Raw genomic sequence first — 21392 nt, forward strand, 5'->3', positions numbered from 1 at the left:
AAGATATGTTTAATAGTGTTAAATTTATTGTATATGAAGATGTAACAATTAGAGAAGGTTTAAAAAGAATAGATGAGGATGCAAAGGGAATTATTTTTGTTATAGATAAAGATGATAAATTTCTAGGGACTATAACAGATGGTGACATTAGAAGATGGATATTAAAAAATGGAAGCATGGATTCTAAAGTAGCTGAAGTCATGAATAGTAAGTCCGTATTTATTTTTGAAAATGATAAGCAAAAGGCAAAAGAGGTAATGGTAGAAAAATTTATAACAGCAGTTCCAATATTAAACAATGATAGAAAAGTAATTGATATTATCTTTTTACATGATGATGTTAATGATGAAAATAGCTCTGAACTCGCAAATAATTCTGTAGTAATTATGGCAGGAGGTCTAGGGACAAGATTATATCCGTACACTAAGATTTTACCTAAGTCATTAATTCCAATCGGTGATACTCCAATAGTAGAAAGAATAATAAACAAATTCGCTAAGTATGGAGCAAAAGATTTTTATTTGACAGTTAACCATAAGAAGAATATGATAAAATCATATTTCAATGAACTTGATACTGAATATAATATTAGTTATGTAGAAGAGGAGAAACCACTAGGAACAGGAGGCAGCTTATCACTTCTAAAAGGTAAGATAAATGATACTTTTTTTGTATCTAATTGTGATATATTAATCGATGCACAATATGATGATATATTAAAATACCATAAACAAAGTGGGAATAAAGTGACTGTAGTTACTTCAGTTAAAAACTTTACAATTCCATATGGAGTCTTCAAAGTTAATGAAGAAGGCTGCATAATTGAAATTCAAGAAAAACCAGAGCATTCATATCTTGCTAATACAGGTATGTATGTATTAGAACCAGAAGTGTTGAATGATATTCCAACTGGGGAATTTTATAATTTACCAGATATACTTGTAAACTATATGAAGGATAATATAAAAGTGGGTATATATCCAGTAGGTGAACAATCATGGATGGATATGGGGCAATTAAGTGAAATGAAAGATATGGTAACAAGAATAGAGGAAAAAGAAAAAAGCATCAAGTAAAAAAGGAGTGAAAGTTATGAATTTAAAGGGTAAGAAAGTATTAGTAACCGGAGCAGAGGGTTTTATAGGGAGTCATTTAACAGAAAGACTTGTTGAACTCGGTGCGGATGTTACTGCATTAGTTCAATATAATTCATTAAATAGCTGGGGATGGATAGATTCCTTTGATAAAAATATAATTGATAGCATTAGAGTTGAAACAGGTGATATCAGAGAGCTAGACGGTATGAATAGAATTATTAAAGGCCAAGAGGTAGTTATGCATTTAGCTGCTCTTATAGCTATACCTTATTCATATCTTTCTCCAATGGCTTATGTTAGAACAAATGTAGAAGGTACTACAAATGTTCTTGAAGCTTGTAGAATGCATGATGTTGAAAAAATAGTTCATACATCAACTTCTGAGACTTATGGAACTGCATTGTATGTTCCAATAGATGAGAAACATCCAATGCAGGGTCAATCACCGTATTCTGCTTCGAAAATTGGTGCAGATAAGATGGCTGAAAGTTTCCACAAGTCATTCGATATGCCCATAGCGACTATAAGACCATTTAATACATATGGACCAAGACAATCAGCCAGAGCTGTAATACCAACAATAATTTCCCAAATATTAGCAGATAAGAAAGAAATTAAATTAGGTAGCCTTACTCCTACAAGGGATTTTAACTATGTTAAGGATACTGCAGAAGCTTTTGTAAAAATCGCTGAAAGTGATAAGTCCATTGGAGAAGTTATTAATGCAGGATCAAACTATGAGATATCTATTGGGGATACTGTTAAAAAGATAATTAACATAATAGGAAAAGACGTTAAAATTCTTTGTGATGAAGAAAGACTTAGACCAGAGAATAGTGAAGTTAATAGACTTTGGGCTGATAATACAAAGATTAAAGAATTAACAGGCTGGGCGCCTAACTATTCAATAGATAGAGGCCTGGAAGAGACAGTTGAATGGATTAAAAAGAATTTAAGCAGTTTTAAAACTGATATTTATAATGTATAAAATATAACATATTTAGAGATTACAATGAATTGTAATCTCTAAAACCTTATAAAGCGAAAGAGAGGATATAATATGATACCATTATGTATACCAGAAATTAAAGGAAATGAATGGAAATATGTTAAAGAATGTTTAGATACAAATTGGGTTTCATCAGTTGGAAAGTTTGTTAATAGGTTTGAAGATGAATTTGCAGCCTACGAAGGAGCTGAATCGGCAGTAGTTACAATGAATGGAACAGCAGCATTACATTTAGCATTAGAAACCTTAGGGATTGGAGAAGGTGATGAAGTTATAGTATCATCCATGACATTTATATCACCAGTTAATTCAATTAAATATGTAGGGGCGACGCCTGTATTTGTAGATATATGTAGAGATACTTTTGTAATGGATGCAGATAAAATTGAAGAATTGATTACAGATAAAACAAAGGCAATAATGCCAGTACATATATATGGATATGCTGTAGATATGGATAAAGTAAATAAAATAGCTAAAAAACATGGATTATATGTAATAGAGGACGCAACAGAAGCCTTAGGAACAACTTATAAAGGTAAAAAACTTGGAATTATTGGAGATATAGGATGCTTTAGTTTTAATGGAAATAAATTAATTACTACTGGGGCTGGCGGTATGCTAGTTACAAATAATAAGCAGTGGGCAGAAAGAGCAAAATACCTTTCTACTCAAACTAAGACTATCTTAGATAATGGAGCATTTTATCATGATGAAGTAGGATATAATTTTAGAATGCCTAATCTACTTGCAGCAGTTGGAGTAGCCCAGCTAGAAATGGTACCTGAGTATTTAGAGAAGAAAATACAGGCAGCCAATTTATATAACCAACTTTTAAATGATGTTGATGGAATAACATTAATAAAACATGATGATGAGGATGTTAAAAATTGTTATTGGCTATATGCTATATTAGTTGAAGATAGTTATGCAATTTCAAGAGACGAATTATTAAAGATATTAAATGAAAATTCAATAGGAGCTAGACCTTTCTTTATGCCAGTACATGAAATGCCGCCTTATATTGATTGTAAGGCAGGAACTATGGAGGTTAGTAAAGAAATAAGTTTAAGAGGCGTAAATCTTCCTAGTTCAGTTAGTATAACAGGGGAAGAAATAAGAAAAGTATGCAAAATTATTAGAGAAGTTTAATGGAGAGATATATATGAAAAAAATAGTTTTACTTGGTGGAGGCGGTCATTGTAAAAGTATAATTGACTGCATCCAAACTAAAACGGAATTCGAAATTTATGGAATTGTAGATCCTAGTGGAGAAAAAGGGAAGAAAATATACGGGGTCCCAGTGGTAGGAACAGATGATGATTTGATAAGCATATTTAATGCTGGGATTAAATATGCTTTTGTAACAGTAGGAAGTATTGGAGATACGAAACTCAGAAGGATTCTCTATAATAAGGCTAAAGAAATAGGCTTTAAATTTCCAGTAATAATAGATAAATCAGCAATACTTGCTAAAGAGGTAATAATAGATGAAGGAACATTTATTGGTAAAGGAACAATTGTAAATTCAGATGCTAAGATAGGTAAAAACTGCATTGTTAATACAGGCTCAATAATAGAACATGATTGTTGTATTGGGGATTTGTGTCATATAGCTCCAGGAGCAGTCATCAGTGGAGGGGTTGAAATTGGTGAGTGTACGCATATTGGGTGTAATGCCTCAATAATACAAGGAGTAACAATAGGCACAAATACTTTGATTGGAGCAGGGACTGTAGTCATAAAAAACATAGAGAGCTATAAAAAGGTAGTAGGGAACCCGTCTAAGGAGGTTTAAAATGGATAAAAAAGTTTTTATCATTGCAGAAGCAGGAGTTAATCACAATGGGGATATAGAAATAGCAAAAAAACTTATAGATAAAGCAGCTGAAGCTGGAGTTGATGCGGTGAAATTTCAAAGCTTTAATGCGGATAAACTTGTGTCTAAGAATGCATCTAAGGCTGAATATCAAATTGAGAATACAGGGAATGGGGAAGAAAATCAGTATGAGATGATTAAAAAATTGGAACTTAATTATGAGAATCATATTGAACTAATAGAACATTGTAAAAAAAGAAATATAATGTTTTTATCATCAGCATTTGATCTTGAAAGCATAGATTTACTTATAAAGCTAAATATACCTTTATTTAAGATTCCATCTGGAGAAATTGAAAATGTTCCATATCTAAGAAAAATAGCTAAAATCGGAAAAAATATAATACTATCAACAGGTATGAGTGAGATGGAAGATATTGAATTTGCTTTGGGTATACTAAAGAAAGCAGGGGCTGATGATATTACTGTACTACATTGTAATACAGAATACCCTACACCCATGGAAGATGTGAATTTAAAGGCAATGTTAGATATAAGAGATACTTTTAGTGTAGAAGTTGGGTATTCAGATCATACTTTAGGAATAGAAGTACCAATAGCTGCAGTAGCTTTAGGAGCAAGAGTAATAGAAAAACATTTTACATTAGATAGACAAATGGAAGGACCTGATCATAAAGCAAGTTTAGAACCTGATGAGCTAAAATTAATGACCACTTCTATTAGAAACATAGAATTAGCTTTAGGAAATGGTAAGAAATCACTATCTAAATCTGAAAGTAAAAATAGACCAATTGCAAGAAAAAGCTTAGTTTGTTGTGATGATATAAAGGAAGGTCAGTACTTTACAGAAAAAAACATTATTGCTTTGAGGCCTGGTAATGGGATATCCCCAAAATTATGGGACAATATTATAGGGGAAAAGGCAAAACGTGATTTTAATAAGGATGAAATGGTAGAAATATGAGGAAAAAAATTTGTATAGTAACCTCAACTAGAGCAGAGTATGGATTATTAAAACCATTAATGGTTACAATTAAAAAGGAAAAAAAATATGAATTACAAATAATTGCAACAGGAATGCACTTATCACCAGAATTTGGATATACCTATAAACTTATTGAAGAAGATGGATTTATTATTACAGAGAGTGTTGAAATATTATTAAGTTCAGATTCGGCGATTGGTATAGCAAAATCTATGGGACTCGCTACTATAAGTTTTGCAGAAGTATTTAATAGATTAAAGCCAGATATAATAATTATACTCGGAGATAGATATGAGATGTTTTCTGTGTGTAGTGCAGCAGTAGTTTGCAGAATACCTATAGCTCATTTACATGGGGGTGAGACTACTGAGGGAGCCTTTGATGAAGCTTTTAGGCATTCCATAACTAAAATGAGTCACTTACACTTTGCAAGTACAGAAGAGTACAGAAAAAGAATTATTCAATTGGGTGAAGATCCAAGTAGAGTATTTAATGTAGGAGCTATAGGTGTAGAAAATATACTAACACTTGATTTATTAAATAAAAAAGACCTAGAGAAACAAATAGACTTTATTTTAGATAAACCATATGGGTTAGTTACGTTTCATCCAGTAACATTAGAAAACAATACGTCCAAGGAACAGTTTCTAGAGTTACTAAATGCAATGGATGAAAGAAAAGATATGAAGTTTATAATAACTAAAGCTAATTCTGATACTGACGGTAGAGTTATTAATAAGTTAATTGATGAATATGAAACAAAGAATAGAGATAGAATAAAAGCATTTATTAGTATGGGAGCATTTAGGTATTTAAGTGCAATGAAGCATTGCAGTTGTGTGATTGGTAATTCCTCTAGTGGAATAATTGAGGCACCTACTTTTAGAATACCAACTATTAATATAGGAGATAGGCAAAAGGGAAGAATTCAAGCTAAATCAATTATAAACTGTATTCCAACTAAAGAGGATATAGGACATGGACTTAATAGAGCCATTTCAGAAGATTTTTTGAACTCAGTAAAGAATATGAAAAATCCTTATGGAAATGGAAACACAGTGGATAATATTTATGATATTATAGATAGGAATTTAGTTAAAGGAATTAGTTTAAAGAAAGTATTTTATGATATAAGGTAGGGTGGGAGTTAATATATGAAATTTCTAGTAATTGGACTTGGATCAATGGGAAAAAGAAGAATAAGGTTACTGAAAAATTATTTTAATAACATTGAGGTATTAGGGGTAGACTTAAGTGCTGAAAGACGAAAAAGTGTGGGTGAAGAATTTGGAATACAGACTTTTGATAGCATTACAGAAGCTAAGGACACTGGGAAGATAGATGGAGCCATTATCAGTACTTCACCATTATCCCATCATAAAATTATTTTAGAATGTCTAAACAACAATTTAAATGCATTTACAGAAATTAATTTGGTTGAGGATGGCTATGATGAAATAATAAAGTTAGCGGATGAGAAAGGTAGGGTATTATTTTTATCCTCAACAATGTTATACAGGAAAGAAATACAATATATTAAACAAAAGGTTAATGTATCTAAAAGTAAAGTTAATTATGTTTATCATGTAGGGCAGTACTTACCTGATTGGCATCCCTGGGAAAATTATAAGAATTTTTTTGTGCATGAAAAGAGAAGTAATGGATGTAGAGAATTATTAGCTATAGAAATGCCGTGGATATATAAGACTTTTGGAAATATTAGAAATGTTAAAGCAAATAGGTGCAAGAGCAGTAATTTAGAAATTGATTATGATGATACATATCAAATTATGCTAACTCATGAAAATGGTTCTTTAGGCATGATTTCAGTAGATATAGTTTCAAGGAAAGCTGTTAGAAATTTAGAGGTTTATGGTGAAGATATACATATTTTCTGGAAGGGTACACCAAATTCATTGAGTGAATATGAAATTGATAGTAAAGAAGAAAAATTAATTGAAACATATAGTAAAATTGATAAAGATGATAATTATTCAGATAATATAATAGAGAATGCATATTTAGATGAGATTAAGGCTTATATAGATAAGATTAATGGTATCAATAATGAAAAGTATACATTTGAAGATGATAAGTATGTTTTATCTATTATAGACCGAATAGAAGGAGTTTAAAGAATGAAAGTATGTTTTGTTGGTCTAGGATCTATCGGATGTAGACATCTAAGAAATTTAAGCTGCATACTAAAATCAAGGGGCATTGAGCTAATTGTTCACGCATTCAGAGAAAGTAATAAGAGATTGGATGATGAAATTAAAGAGCTTGTTGACAGTACAATACTTAGATTATCAGATTTAGATGATGATTATGATATAGTTTTTATAACAAATCCTACTTATAAACATTATGATTCTTTAAAGAAATTTCTGTGGAAAACTAAGAATATTTTCATAGAAAAACCTATTTTTGATGATAGCAAATGTAATTGGAGAGAACTATTTCAGGTGAAGGATATTAACGCAGGTATATATTATGTTGCTGCACCTTTAAGATATACAAAAGTAATTGAACAAATAAAAAGAATTATAAAGAATAATGAGGTTTACTCTGTAAGGAGTATATGCTCTTCTTATTTACCGGATTGGAGACCTAATGTAGATTATAGAGATGTATATAGTGCACATAAGGAGCAGGGGGGTGGAGTAAGCATAGACTGTATTCATGAGTTAGATTACTTGTTTTACTTATTTGGTTTTCCAGAACATTCTATTAACTTAAGGGGAAAGTATTCAAACTTAGAGATAGATAGTGAAGATATATCTGTTTATATGTTTAAATATAAGGATAAAATAGCAGAGCTTCATTTAGATTACTTTGGAAAGAATAAAGAAAGAAATATAGAAGTGTATACAAAAGAAGGACTTTTTGTTGGGGATTTTTATAGAAATCAAATAATATATCCCAATGGCGAAATAGAGAAATTTAATTCAGATACTAATGATATGTATATAAATGAATTGAGTGCATTTTTGGATATGATAAAAGGAAAAGCATTAAATGAAAATTCTATAGAACATTCAGTTGAAGTTCTTAGATTCGCAGAAGGAGATATATAAGATGAAAATATTATTTACTGTTTGTGGTAGATCTGGGTCAAAAGGGCTAAAAAATAAAAACTTAAAGTATTTTTTAGGCGACCCTTTAGTTTATTATACATTATCTTGTATAGATTTATTTATAAAAAAGACAAAGTGTGAATTTCATTCCGATATAGCTGTGAATACAGATAATGATGATTTATTAATTTTGGTATCTAAAACTAATCTCAATATAGTAGAAGTAAGAAGAGATGAAAGTTTAGGTAAAGATGACACTCCAAAGGTTAGTGTAATAAGGAATAGTCTGGAAGTGATGGAAGAACAGAAAAAGTATAAATATGATCTAATAGTAGATTTAGATATTACATCACCATTGAGGACGTTAAGAGATTTAGAAAATATAGTTAATAAAAAAATAGAAAATGAGGAATCAGATGTTGTATTTTCAGTGGTTGATTCTAGAAGAAATCCATATTTTAATATGGTTAAAAAAGACGGTAATGGTATTATTACGAAAGTAATTAAATCCAATTTTGTGGCAAGACAACAGGCTCCAGAAGTATATGACATGAATGCATCGATGTATGTTTATTCAAGGGAGTTCCTTATGAAAAGGGATGTAATCTCAGTTTTTGATGGCAAAATAGATATAGTTAAAATGAAGGATACAGCAGTACTAGATATTGATAGTGAAAATGATTTTGAGTTTATGGAAATAGTTGCAAATTATATATATAGAGTTAATGATGAGTTTAAAGAGATTAAAGATAATATTAAAAATATCTTATAGGCGAAGAAAAAGTTAGAGAAATACATTGTCTTTTATTGTGTTAGTGGTAAACTAAAGGCATGTGTAATTCATAAATGTAGGGGGTACAAACCATATGATGCAAAGGCAACAAAGAAAGCAAATAAAGAAAAAGCAACAAAGAAAACAAAGGCAAAAGACATTAAGTGTATTTATGGTAGTAATATTTGTAATAGCCGGATTTTTAGTTAGTGTTACATCTAAAGCTGCAGAAACAGATCCTCCAACGATAAGTAATGTTGGAGTGGTAAATACACCGCTACTTGTAGGGGATACTGAGAAATTTACAGTAACTTCAAAGTATGAGGGTAAGGTACAGTATAGAGCATTTCTTTATGATGGAATTTCATGGAAAGAATTTACAAATGGATATACACCAGCAGTGAATGGTAAAACTCCATATGTACTACCTCAAACAAGCCCATTTAAAGCAGGAAAGTACATGCTTTCAGTTTGGGTAAGAAGAGCTGGAGTAAAAGGTGTTCATTCAAATACATTCGGTGACTACGATAACTACTATGCATTGAATTTAAATTGTGTAAAAGCAAGTACAGTTCCGCAAAAGATAGCTAGTGTTTCAGTAGTACATTCACCACTATACGTAGGTGATACTGAGAAATTTACAGTAACTTCAAAGTATGATGGTCAAGTACAGTACAGAGCATTTCTTTATGATGGTGTTACGTGGAAAGAATTCACAAATGGATACACAGCAGCAGTGAATGGTAAAACCCCGTATGTACTACCTCAAACAAGCCCATTTAAAGCAGGAAAGTACATGCTTTCAGTCTGGGTAAGAAGAGCTGGAGTAAAAGGTGTTCAATCAAACACAAACGGTGACTTTGATAACTACTATGCATTAGATTTAAATTGTGTAAAAAAACCTGCACAAGAAATAGCTAGTGTTTCAGTAGACCATTCACCACTATATGCAGGGGATACTGAGAAATTTACAGTAACTTCAAAGTATGATGGTCAAGTACAGTACAGAGCATTTCTTTATGATGGTGTTACGTGGAAAGAATTCACAAATGGATATACGACAGCAGTAAATGGTAAAACTCCATACGTACTACCTCAAACAAGCTCATTTAAAGCAGGAAAGTACATGCTTTCAGTTTGGGTAAGAAGAGCTGGAGTAAAAGGTGTTCAATCAAACACAAACGGTGACTTTGATAATTACCGTGCATTAGATTTAAATTGTGTAAATAAACCCGTAAGTTTAGTTCCACAAGAAATAACTAGTGTTTCAGTAGAACATTCACCATTAGTTGAAGGGGATACTGAGAAATTCACAGTAACTTCAAAGTATGATGGCCAAGTGCAGTATAGGGCATTTATTTATGATGGTGTTACATGGAAAGAATTCACAAAGGGTTATACAACAGCAGTAAATGGTAAAACTCCCTATGTGCTACCTGCAACAAGTCCATTTAAAGAGGGAAAGTATAGGCTTTCAGTTTGGGTAAGAAGAGCTGGAGTAAAAGGTGTTCAATCAAACACAAACGGCGACTTTGATAATTACTATGCATTATATTTAAATTGTTTGGAACCATTTAGAGTGATTAGTATACAGTGATTTTTTTAATGGAAATTGTTATGAATAGAAGAGGAGAGATAGTTTATTAAGACTGTTTCTCTTCTTTTATTTATATAAGGGGTAGAACTAGTAAGGTGAATTTTATTTAAAAGATGTTTAAAAATATAAAAAATGATATAATGAAAGGGATTTAAAAAGGAATATTTGTATTGTATACTGTTTAATTTTTTGTTAATAAGATATAGTCATGAAATTTGTTCAAGATATTATGATATACTAAGTTGTAATAAATCGGGGTTATAGGAAAAAAATAAGGTTAAAATAAAATAAAGAACTTATAAAAAAAGGGTGATAATATGAAGGCTTTAGGAAAGTGGAAAAAACCAATATTGATGTTAAGTGATGCGGTACTAATAAATTTAGCATATATATTATCTATGTATTTTAGATATAATTATAGTGATTTTAGATTCTATTCAAATAACTATAAAAAAACGGCTTTAATTATAACAGTTATCTATATATCCTGTTTTTATCTTTTTAAGCTTTATGAAAGCCTTTGGACTTATGCAAGTACAGATGAATTTATGTTAGTTATTGGTGCATGTCTTACTGCAGATATAGCTACCATGATATTTTTAAGACTTACAGGTCATGGATTGGCCTATGGAGTAAGTATAATAGTATGTGCTTTTAGTATACTTTTTATACTTGGATTTAGAATGTCCTTTAGAATTTATGATAGATTTGAAAAAATGATAAACTCTAATGTCAATAAAGGCGACAAAAAAAGAGTAATGATAATTGGTGCTGGAGCATCAGCAGCTATGGTTATAAAAGAAATGAAAAGTAGTAACCAAAGTAAATATAGTCCTGTAGCTTTAATTGATGATGAAGATTATAAAAAAGGAAAAAGTGTAATGGGTGTAAAGGTCCTTGGGAGTCGATCCGATATACCAGCCATAGCAAAAGCGAAAGATATAGAAAATATACTTATAGCTATTCCAACTATAGAAGATGAAGATAAAAGACAGATTTTGGAATTATGCAAAAAGACAAAATGTAAAATAGAAATTATTCCAGGAATGTATGAAATAATAGATGGAAAAGTCTCTTTAAATCAAATTAGAAAAGTAGATATTGAGGATCTCCTTGGACGTAAAGCAGTACAGCTCGATATGGAAGGTATCTCTAGTTACATTCACAATAAAATTATATTAGTATCAGGGGGCGGTGGGTCCATTGGTTCAGAACTCTGTCGTCAAATTATAAAATTCAACCCCAAACAATTAATTATATTGGATATATATGAAAATAATGCTTATGATTTGCAAATGGAACTTAAGTATAAATACCCTAAATTAGATTTAAAAGTATTAATAGGATCAGTTAGAGATAAGCATCGACTAGATGAAATTTTTGAGAAATATTCTCCAAATATAGTTTTCCATGCGGCAGCTCATAAGCATGTTCCACTAATGGAACAAAGTCCTATGGAAGCTATAAAAAACAATGTGTTCGGAACATATAATATGGCAGATTGCGCACATAGATATAAGGTAGAAAGATTCGTTACCATATCCACAGATAAGGCAGTTAATCCTACCAATGTTATGGGTGCTACTAAAAGAATGTGTGAGATGATAATACAATCTATGGATAAGATAAGTGAAACAAGATTTGTAGCAGTGAGATTTGGTAATGTACTTGGAAGTAATGGATCTGTTATACCACTATTTAATAAACAAATAGCTCATGGCGGACCAGTTACACTTACTCATAAAGATATAACTAGGTTTTTTATGACCATACCAGAAGCTGCGCAACTAGTCCTTCAAGCTGGAGCATATGCTCAGGGTGGAGAAATCTTTGTGCTTGATATGGGTAAGTCTGTTAAGATATATGACTTAGCTTGGGATTTAATAAAACTTTCTGGATTTGAGCCAAACAAAGATATTAAAATAGAAATCACAGGACTTAGACCAGGTGAAAAGCTTTATGAAGAACTACTAATGAGTGAAGAAGGACTTACTAATACTAAACACGAAAAGATTTTTATTGGGAGACCAACATTTAGCGATTTGGGTGAGCTACAGGAGAGAATGAAAGAATTTAAAGAAATCATTGATAATGATAATGTAGAGTTATTAATTCATAAAATAGAAGAAGTAGTTTCAACGTATCATAGAGGCACACCAGAGTGTGTAATTACTGATGATGTGGAGTAACAAACAATAATGTAGGAGGTTCTTATGGACAGATTTTTTGATGTAATATGTAGCTTGTTATTATTATTGATTCTATCACCATTCTTTTTGATTGTAGCTATAATAGTAAAGCTAAATTCTAAAGGACCAGTATTCTTCACTCAGAAGAGAATTGGTAAAAACAATGATTTATTTAAATTTTATAAATTCAGGTCAATGAAGATAGGAACACCTAATGTAGCAACTGATAAATTTGATAATTCGAAAAGTTATATAACTAAAATCGGAAAGATTTTAAGGAAAACTAGTCTTGACGAACTTCCACAATTAATAAATATTTTTAAAGGGGATATGACTTTTGTAGGACCAAGACCTGCACTGTATAATCAATATGAACTTAAGGAAATGAGAACTACTGCAGGAGTTCATATGCTCCTTCCGGGAGTTACTGGCTGGGCTCAAATTAATGGGCGAGATAATAATGATGATTATGAAAAAACAGAATATGATAGATACTATTTAAATAATAAATCATTGTGGCTAGATGTAAAGATAGTGGTTGGAACAGTATTTAAAGTTTTAAAAGCAGAGGGAATTGTTGACGGAGGAAATAAAAAGAGGTAGACCTTACAATTATAAGCATGAGTGGAAAGTAGTTTCTGCTATGAAGGAGAAGATATGAAAATGAAGAAAATACTCATAACAGGAGCTAATAGCTATATAGGTATTTCCCTTATGAGCTTACTAGAAAAGTATTCAGATAAATATTCTGTAGATGAATTGGATATGAAAGACGATTCATGGAAAGCGAGCGATTTTTCAAAGTATGATGTAGTTTTTCATGTTGCTGGAATAGCACATGTATCCACAGATCCTAAAATGGAGGACTTATACTTTAAAGTAAATCGTGATCTTACTATTGAGACTGCTAAAAAAGCAAAAAAAGATGGCGTTAAGCAGTTCATTTTTATGAGTAGTATTATTATTTATGGTGAGAGTAGGAATGTAAATGAAAGAAGAATTATAGATGAAAACACTGTTCCAAAACCAAGTAACTTTTATGGAGAAAGTAAGCTTCAAGCAGAAAATGGAATAAAACCTTTAGAAAATGATGATTTTAAAATTGTTATTCTTAGACCACCGATGATTTATGGGAAAGGCTCTAAGGGAAATTATCCGAAACTCTCAAAGGCAGCTCAGAAATTACCTGTGTTCCCTGACATTGATAATCAGAGAAGTATGCTTCATATAGATAATTTATGTGAATTCACTAGACTTATGATAGTAAATGAAGAAAGTGGAGTATTTTTCCCGCAAAATAGTGAGTATGTTAAGACTTCAGAGATGGTGAAACTTATTGCGCAGGCTCATGGAACGAAAATTAAACTAACTAACATATTTAATCCCTTATTGAATCTTGTAGGACCTAAAATCTCCATATTTAACAAGGTATTTGGTAATTTGGTTTACGCACAGAGTTTGTCTGACTACAAAGAGAATTATAGAATTTTTGATTTGAGACAATCTATTATTGCAACAGAAACGGTTGATACAACAGAATCAGTTGGTACAATGAAAAATAACTAAGAAGGGTGGATAATAGCTTGAAAAAACACATTTTAGTTATAGCGCAGTATTTCTATCCTGAGCAATTTCGTATAAATGATATTTGTACTGAATGGGTAAAAAAGGGATATAAAGTAACAGTGGTAACAGGGATTCCCAATTATCCTAAAGGTAAATACTACAATGGATATGGATTATTTAAGAAGAGAAAAGAAATATATAACGGTATAGAAATAAGAAGGATACCATTAATACCTAGAGGGAACAATTCGATTATGCTTGCTCTAAACTATTTATCGTTTGTTGTATCGGGGTTCTTTTGGAAACTATTCACTGGAATAAAAGCAGACTTTGTATTTATATTTGAAGTTTCCCCAATGACGCAAGCACTACCTGGTGTTTGGTATGCAAAAAAGCGAAATGTACCATGTTATTTATATGTTCAAGACCTTTGGCCTGAAAATGTTGAAATAATTACAGGTATAACAAACAAAAACATTATTGGCGCTATAGGGAAGATGGTAGACTACATATATTCTGGTTGTTCAAGGATTTTCACTACCTCAAATAGTTTTATGAAAGCAATCGCTAATCGTGGTGTTCCTATAGAAAAAATTGAATACTGGCCACAATACGCAGAAGATTTTTATAAGCCACTAGAGAATACGAGCATTGAAGAAATTCCAAAGGATGATGCTTTTAATATAATTTTCGCAGGTAATATTGGCACGGCTCAAGGTTTGGATATATTGCCTAAAGCTGCATCACTCTTAAAAGAAAATCATTTAAATAGAAGAATTCGGTTTAATATTGTGGGAGATGGCAGATATAAAGAATCCTTAGTAGAACTTGTAAAGGAGGGTAATCTGTCTGATATGTTTAATTTTATTCCAAAACAACCCGGAACTCGTATTCCAGAATTTATGGCAGCCAGCGATGCTGCTTTTCTGTGCTTAACAGAAAGTCCATTGTTTTCTATGACTATTCCTGCAAAACTTCAGTCATACATGGCCTGTGGGATGCCAATTATTGCGTCAGCAGATGGAGAAACAGATAAAATAATTAAAGAATCAAATTCAGGCGTTTGTAGCCCGGCTGGAGATGCTCAAAAACTCTCAGAGAAGATAATAGAAATATCTAATGAATTACCCGAGAGATTAACAAAGCTCGGAATAAACGCAAGAAATTACTATGACGGTAATTTTAACAAACAAGAATTGTTAACTAGAATAGATAAGTACTTTAAATAAAATACAATATTGGAGGAGATACATATGTTCAAAAATAAAACACTATTAATCACTGGAGGCACAGGTTCTTTCGGGAATGCTGTAATGAAAAGATTTTTAGACACTGATATAAAAGAAATTCGTATATTTTCCCGTGATGAAAAAAAGCAAGATGATATGAGAAAGTTATATAAAAACGATAAGCTTAAATTCTATATAGGGGATGTAAGAGACATTGCTAGTGTTAAAAATGCAATGCATGGCGTGGATTACATATTTCATGCAGCTGCTTTAAAGCAAGTTCCATCTTGTGAGTTCTTTCCACTTGAAGCAGTAAAAACAAATGTTTTAGGAACTGATAACGTGCTTACAACTGCAATAGAATATGGAGTGAAAAAAGTTATATGCCTCTCTACAGATAAGGCAGCGTATCCTATAAATGCAATGGGTATATCAAAGGCCATGATGGAAAAGGTATTTGTAGCAAAATCAAAAACCGTATCCCCTGAGAGGACACTTATCTGTGGCACAAGATACGGAAATGTTATGGGATCTCGCGGTTCTGTTATTCCACTATTTGTTGAGCAAATAAAGGCTGGACAGCCAATAACTGTTACAGACCCGAATATGACAAGGTTTCTCATGAACCTTGATGAGGCAGTAGAACTTGTAGTCTTCGCTTTTGAGCATGCTCAGGCTGGAGACATTATGATTCAAAAATCACCATCTTCAACTATAAAAGATCTAGCGCAAGCAGTAAAGGAACTATTTAATGCAGATAGCGAAGTTAAAATAATTGGAACTCGTCATGGAGAAAAATTATATGAAACACTTCTTACAAAAGAAGAGTATGTGGTAGCAGAGGATATGGAAGGATTTTTCAGAGTTCCTGCTGATAAAAGAGATCTTAATTATGATAAATATTTTGTTGAAGGAAATCAAAAACTATCTTCAGAAGAAGAATACAACTCACATAATACTCAAATATTAAATGTTGAGCAGATAAAAGAAAGACTATTGCAACTTGACTATGTAAGAGAAGAACTAGCACTTATGAATGCTATTAAAGAATCGACTCAAACTAAATAGTTTAAGAAGGTAGGTGTAAATTATGAAAATTCTTGTTACAGGAGCAAAGGGCTTTGTGGGTAAAAATCTAATAGCAGAGCTTAAAAATAGAAAGTACAATGAAATTTATGAATATGATATGGATACAGAAGAGGCTCTTTTAGAAGAGTATGCAAAAAACTGTGAATTTGTATTTCACCTTGCAGGAGTAAATAGACCAAAGGATGAAAAAGAGTTTATGAAAGGTAATTTTGGATTCACATCTATACTTTTAGAACTATTAAAAAAGCATAATAATAGTGCGAAAGTTTTGATTACGTCTTCTATTCAGGCTGAAAGGGATAACCCTTATGGCAAGAGTAAAAAGGCTGGTGAAGATTTATTATTTAATTATAGTAGTGAAACAGGAAGTAAAGTCTTAGTTTACAGACTACATAACCTCTTCGGTAAATGGAGTAAACCTAATTATAATACTGTTGTTGCTACTTATTGCTATAATGTTGCAAGAGATTTAGATATACAGGTAAATAATCCAGAGGCGGATTTATCACTATGTTATATAGATGATGTTTTAAATGAATTTATAAGAGCATTGGATGGCAAGGAAGCTCACAGAGACGGTTACTGCTCTGTACCTGTTCTTCATAATATTAAATTAGGCGAACTAGCACAGAAGATAAGAGGCTTTAAAGAGAGTAGAATAAATTTAAGTATTCCTAATATGGAAGATGAGCTTACTAAAAAGCTTTATAGTACCTATTTAAGCTTTTTGCCAGAGGATAAGTTTTCTTATGAATTAAAAATGAATATTGATAATAGGGGTTCTTTTACTGAATTTATTAGAACTGCGGAACGTGGACAAGTTTCAGTTAATGTCTCAAAACCAGGAATAACTAAGGGGAACCATTGGCATCATACTAAGAATGAGAAATTTATGGTGGTTAGCGGTGTTGGAGTTATTAGATTTAGAAAGATAGGAACAGAGGAAATAATTGAATATAGTGTTAATGGAGAAAAATTAGAAGTAGTAGATATCCCTACAGGGTATACTCACTCTATCGTAAATACTGGTGAGAATGATTTAGTGACCATAATGTGGGTCAATGAATGCTTTGATCCAGAAAAACCAGACACATTTTATTTGGAGGTATAGAAATCATGAAAAAACTTAAGGTAATGACAATACTCGGAACAAGACCTGAGATAATAAGATTATCTGAAGCTATAAAAGCTTGCGACATATATTTTGATCATATTCTTGTACATACAGGCCAAAATTGGGATTACACACTTAATGATGTTTTTTTTAAAGAATTAGAACTTAGAGAACCTAATTATTTTTTAGGAGTAGTAGGAAATAATCTTGGGGAAACTATTGGTAATATAATATCAGAAAGTTATAAAATATTACTCAAAGAAAAACCAGATGCATTACTAGTACTAGGTGATACAAACAGCTGTCTAAGTGTCATTGCTGCTAAAAGACTAAAGATTCCTATATTTCATATGGAAGCAGGAAACAGATGTTTTGATCAAAACGTACCAGAAGAAATAAACAGGAAAATAGTAGACGTTACTAGCGATGTTAATATGGCATACACAGAGCATGCGAGAAGATATTTAATATCAGAAGGAATAAGAAAAGAATATACTTTTGTTACTGGCTCACCACTTCCAGAGGTATTCCATAGATACATGAATCAAATTGATGAAAGCGACGTATTAGAAAAGTTAGGCCTTGAAAGTGGTAAATATATTTTAGTAAGTGCTCATAGAGAAGAAAACATAGATAACAAAGAAAACTTTAAGAGCATAACTGATGCTCTAAATGCAGTTGCAGAAACGTATAATATGCCAGTTATATATTCAACTCATCCAAGAAGCTGGAAAAGAATTGAAGAAAGTGGAATTGTTTTTCATAAAAATATAAAGCAACTAAAACCATTTGGTTTCTATGATTACAATAAACTTCAAAAAGAATCCTTTTGCGTATTATCTGACAGTGGATCACTGGCAGAAGAGTCTAATATTATGGCGTTCCCAGGAGTTTCAATAAGAACTAGTACTGAAAGACCAGAAGCTATAGATAAAGGTTCGGTAATACTGGGTGGAATAACTCTTGATAGCATAACTCAAGCTATTGAAGTAATAACATTACAAAAGACACTAGGTGAGAAAACTGTTAAAGCACATGATTATACAGATATTAATGTTGGTATGAAGGTTGTTAATATTATTCAAGGGTATACAAGTGTAGTTAACAAGTTTATATGGAGGAAGTAATTAAGAAAAATATGGTCAAAACAATTATGAGTTTCACTTATTATTTAATGAATTGAGGAGAATAAGATGGTAAAAACGATTTTTATAAATGTAACAGCAGCAGAGTATGGCGGAGCTTTAACTATACTAAAAAGTGTACTAACTGACATCTCACAAAAGGATAACACAAATTTGTATTATGTTTTCACGTCTATTGATTTAGATGAATTTGAAACAGATAAAATTAAAATCATAAATACAATTAAAGGCAAGAAGAGTAGGAAGAGATGGGATAGGATGTTATGGGATTTTAGAGGGTTAAAGAAATGGTCTTCTGATAATGACATTTATGCTGATATAATTTTATCATTGCAAAATACTGGTGTTAATTATCTTAAAAATACTTTGCAAATTATTTATATTCATCAATCCTTGCCCTTCCAAACGCAGTATAAATGGAGTTTTTGGAATAAAGAGGAAAGAATTTGTTGGATATATCAAAATATCTACCCTTTTTTTATAAAGCGTTTTATTACTCAAGATACTATTATAATAGTGCAACAAACATGGCTGAAAAATAAGGTATTTGCAAAATTTTTTATAGATAAGAATCGTATTAAAGTAATTCCGCCTAAACTAACACTTCCAAAGGTTGTATTTGAAAAAAATTATGTAAGTAAAGAGGATAAAAATAATATAATATTATTTTATCCTGCTTCTCCATTTATTTATAAGAATCATACTATTATAATTAATAGTCTTATTAAAATAAAGAATGAAAATATAAATTATTATTCAAGATTACGAGTATATTTCACAGCAAAACTTGAGCAACTTTCAAAAGATGATGCGAAAAAAATAATTGATAATTCGCTTAAGAATATAATATTTTTAGGAACAGTAAAGCCATCTCAAATGGTGGAGTATTACAATAAATGCAGTTGTCTTATATTTCCTAGTTATATTGAAACTTTTGGGTTACCGTTATTGGAAGCTGCATCATTAGGTAAAAAAATAATCTGCTCAGATACAAGTTTTTCAAGGGAAATCTTAGATGAATACCAAGGAGTTATATTTTTAAAATATAATAATGAAGATGACTGGGTTAATGAGATATACAATTTAGATAGTTATATTGAAAAAAAATACCAGTATATATATAAGGCTTCAAAAGATTATGACTCGGTATATGATTTATTAGAAAAATATTTTAAATAGTAACAAAAACATCTAACACCTATATGTTATTCATATTGAAATTATTATTGCTAACACTATATAGCTAGTACAAAAAGTACTGAGGTATAAATATCTTCTTTATATAAAATAGGGAGATAAAATGCTTAGTATAATAGGCGAACTATTTTAGAGTAAAGGCAAACAAAGGAGAACAACTCAATGAATTTTCTTTTATCATTTCATAAACGTTTTTGGGTTATTGAAACTATCTGTTTATTACTAATTGGTACTGTAGTTTTGTTTTATTTTCAGATGTTTTCTATGAGTATTGCTCTATCAGAAATAATCTCTATTGGAGTATTTATTGGATTGTTTATTTATCGTGGTATTTATAAACATGATTATATTTTTCCGGCTTTCTCAAAACGTATATTTGGGGCACTATTTATTTTTGGAATTTATTACATTATACTTTCGGGTATACGGTTAATACTGCATTTACCAGTTTTAGATTCATCGTGGTCAATAAGATCAATAATGTTTGGTTCAGCGATTTTTTTTATAATGGATGAATACAAACCAAAAGTAGACTTGCTATTAATTGGAGCAATAATTGTTTTTTCTGCATTAAATACACGGGAATTAATTGATTGTTTTAGATTTTCCGATATTCGCTCATTGAAATTTTTGAATAATATAAATATATATGTCTACGTATGTATTATGCTTATTCCTTTTGCGGTATGGGCAATAAAACAAGGTAAGCAAAAGTCATTACCATCATTTATTTCCACGATTGCATATGCAAATATGGGAACGAGTATGGTTATTGCATTTCTTTCTGGGGGCCGCTTAGGCTGGTTAGTTATGGGAGCGGTAGTGGGAGCATCATTTCTTTTGATATTTGGTTATAAGTGGAATTCATTTAAACTGATTTTATCATTTATGATAGTATGTATTTTTGTTACTATAATTGCTTCATCGCTAAATTTCAAGCAATCTCGTAGTAATGTATATAGATCATTTTCTGTTATTCTAACTAAGATACCTGGGCTATCGGATCATGAATCTGTGGGTAAGAAAGAAGTTATTGCAACTACTGATGCAAGTAATAATATACGGAAAATATACTGGGAGAGGGGATGGAACTTAATAAAAAAGAGCCCTATTCTTGGACCTGGTACATACGGTGTAGCATATAAGCAAATATCGCCTACAGAAAGGTTGCCACAGCCTGCCCATAACTTCATACTTGAAGCTTGGATGGGATGGGGATTGATAGGCTTAATATTATACTTAATAGGTTTGTTTTCTGCCTTTTATTATGTAATAGTGAAATTAAAGAACATTCCAAAGCCAATGCGGTTTTGTTGTCTTATTCCTATTAGTGCATCAATCGTCGTAAGTTTGTTTCAACCTTTTATGCCTTTACTTTTTCCACCAACATATATCATGTGGTTTAGTCTGGGGTTTGCAGCAGTGGCAGATCACTATTATAAGCCCGGAGAAACTAGTAACCACAACTAATTTTTGGGGGATATAC

The 21392-nt window shown here is 31.3% G+C and carries 19 protein-coding genes; all 19 read left to right on the top strand.

Translation table 11 applies throughout. The annotated features are described in order from the left end of the window. The first annotated feature begins 5 nt into the window (after positions 1–5). The 19 genes from JJD95_RS06295 (at position 6) to JJD95_RS06385 (ending at position 21376) form a co-directional block, all read left to right on the top strand. Entirely contained in the window at positions 6–1076 is a 1071-nt protein-coding gene (locus JJD95_RS06295; protein WP_291641463.1) for a nucleotidyltransferase family protein, read from the top strand. A gap of 16 nt (positions 1077–1092) precedes the next feature. Then, a complete protein-coding gene (locus tag JJD95_RS06300; RefSeq protein ID WP_291641465.1) occupies positions 1093–2085 on the top strand; it encodes an NAD-dependent 4,6-dehydratase LegB in 993 nt (330 codons plus the stop codon). 72 nt (positions 2086–2157) lie between these two features. Then, positions 2158–3258, top strand: coding sequence for a LegC family aminotransferase (locus tag JJD95_RS06305; RefSeq protein ID WP_291641466.1), 1101 nt, complete (start codon positions 2158–2160; stop codon positions 3256–3258). A 13-nt stretch (positions 3259–3271) separates the two neighbouring features. Next, on the top strand, positions 3272–3904 hold the full coding sequence (locus tag JJD95_RS06310; protein WP_291641468.1) for an acetyltransferase: 633 nt from the start codon (positions 3272–3274) through the stop codon (positions 3902–3904). A gap of 1 nt (position 3905) precedes the next feature. Beyond that, positions 3906–4910 carry an N-acetylneuraminate synthase gene (gene neuB, locus JJD95_RS06315; protein WP_291641470.1) on the top strand — a complete coding sequence of 335 codons (1005 nt, stop codon included), beginning with the start codon at positions 3906–3908 and terminating at the stop codon, positions 4908–4910. Beyond that, on the top strand, positions 4907–6070 hold the full coding sequence (gene neuC, locus JJD95_RS06320; protein WP_291641472.1) for a UDP-N-acetylglucosamine 2-epimerase: 1164 nt from the start codon (positions 4907–4909) through the stop codon (positions 6068–6070). Before neuB ends, neuC begins: the two co-directional genes overlap by 4 nt. Positions 6071–6085: 15 nt before the next feature. Next, entirely contained in the window at positions 6086–7066 is a 981-nt protein-coding gene (locus JJD95_RS06325) for a Gfo/Idh/MocA family oxidoreductase (RefSeq protein ID WP_291641474.1), read from the top strand. A 3-nt stretch (positions 7067–7069) separates the two neighbouring features. After that, complete coding sequence (locus JJD95_RS06330; protein ID WP_291641476.1) at positions 7070–8008, top strand: Gfo/Idh/MocA family oxidoreductase; 939 nt, start codon at positions 7070–7072, stop codon at positions 8006–8008. Position 8009: 1 nt separating this feature from the next. Beyond that, a complete protein-coding gene (locus JJD95_RS06335; protein ID WP_291641478.1) occupies positions 8010–8780 on the top strand; it encodes an acylneuraminate cytidylyltransferase family protein in 771 nt (256 codons plus the stop codon). A gap of 94 nt (positions 8781–8874) precedes the next feature. Then, positions 8875–10377: a hypothetical protein gene (locus tag JJD95_RS06340; RefSeq protein ID WP_291641480.1), complete on the top strand. Its 1503-nt coding sequence runs from the start codon at positions 8875–8877 to the stop codon at positions 10375–10377. Between the two features lie 317 nt (positions 10378–10694). After that, complete coding sequence (locus JJD95_RS06345; protein WP_291641482.1) at positions 10695–12566, top strand: nucleoside-diphosphate sugar epimerase/dehydratase; 1872 nt, start codon at positions 10695–10697, stop codon at positions 12564–12566. Positions 12567–12590: 24 nt separating this feature from the next. Next, positions 12591–13169: a sugar transferase gene (locus tag JJD95_RS06350; protein WP_291641484.1), complete on the top strand. Its 579-nt coding sequence runs from the start codon at positions 12591–12593 to the stop codon at positions 13167–13169. Between the two features lie 54 nt (positions 13170–13223). After that, on the top strand, positions 13224–14132 hold the full coding sequence (locus tag JJD95_RS06355; protein ID WP_367114785.1) for an NAD-dependent epimerase/dehydratase family protein: 909 nt from the start codon (positions 13224–13226) through the stop codon (positions 14130–14132). 17 nt (positions 14133–14149) lie between these two features. After that, positions 14150–15361, top strand: coding sequence for a glycosyltransferase family 4 protein (locus tag JJD95_RS06360; RefSeq protein ID WP_291641486.1), 1212 nt, complete (start codon positions 14150–14152; stop codon positions 15359–15361). 24 nt (positions 15362–15385) lie between these two features. Continuing rightward, entirely contained in the window at positions 15386–16429 is a 1044-nt protein-coding gene (locus tag JJD95_RS06365) for a nucleoside-diphosphate sugar epimerase/dehydratase (RefSeq protein ID WP_291641488.1), read from the top strand. A gap of 22 nt (positions 16430–16451) precedes the next feature. Continuing rightward, positions 16452–17561: a capsular polysaccharide biosynthesis protein CapF gene (locus tag JJD95_RS06370; protein ID WP_291641490.1), complete on the top strand. Its 1110-nt coding sequence runs from the start codon at positions 16452–16454 to the stop codon at positions 17559–17561. A 5-nt stretch (positions 17562–17566) separates the two neighbouring features. Beyond that, on the top strand, positions 17567–18691 hold the full coding sequence (gene wecB, locus JJD95_RS06375) for a non-hydrolyzing UDP-N-acetylglucosamine 2-epimerase (protein WP_291641492.1): 1125 nt from the start codon (positions 17567–17569) through the stop codon (positions 18689–18691). A gap of 66 nt (positions 18692–18757) precedes the next feature. After that, entirely contained in the window at positions 18758–19888 is a 1131-nt protein-coding gene (locus JJD95_RS06380; RefSeq protein ID WP_291641494.1) for a glycosyltransferase, read from the top strand. Positions 19889–20068: 180 nt separating this feature from the next. Then, positions 20069–21376 (top strand): O-antigen ligase, encoded by a 1308-nt coding sequence (locus JJD95_RS06385; protein ID WP_291641495.1) that lies wholly within the window; start codon positions 20069–20071, stop codon positions 21374–21376. The last annotated feature ends 16 nt before the right edge of the window (positions 21377–21392 follow it).

This window comes from Clostridium sp., from assembly GCF_016650035.1.
Lineage (GTDB): Bacteria > Bacillota > Clostridia > Clostridiales > Clostridiaceae > Clostridium_AD.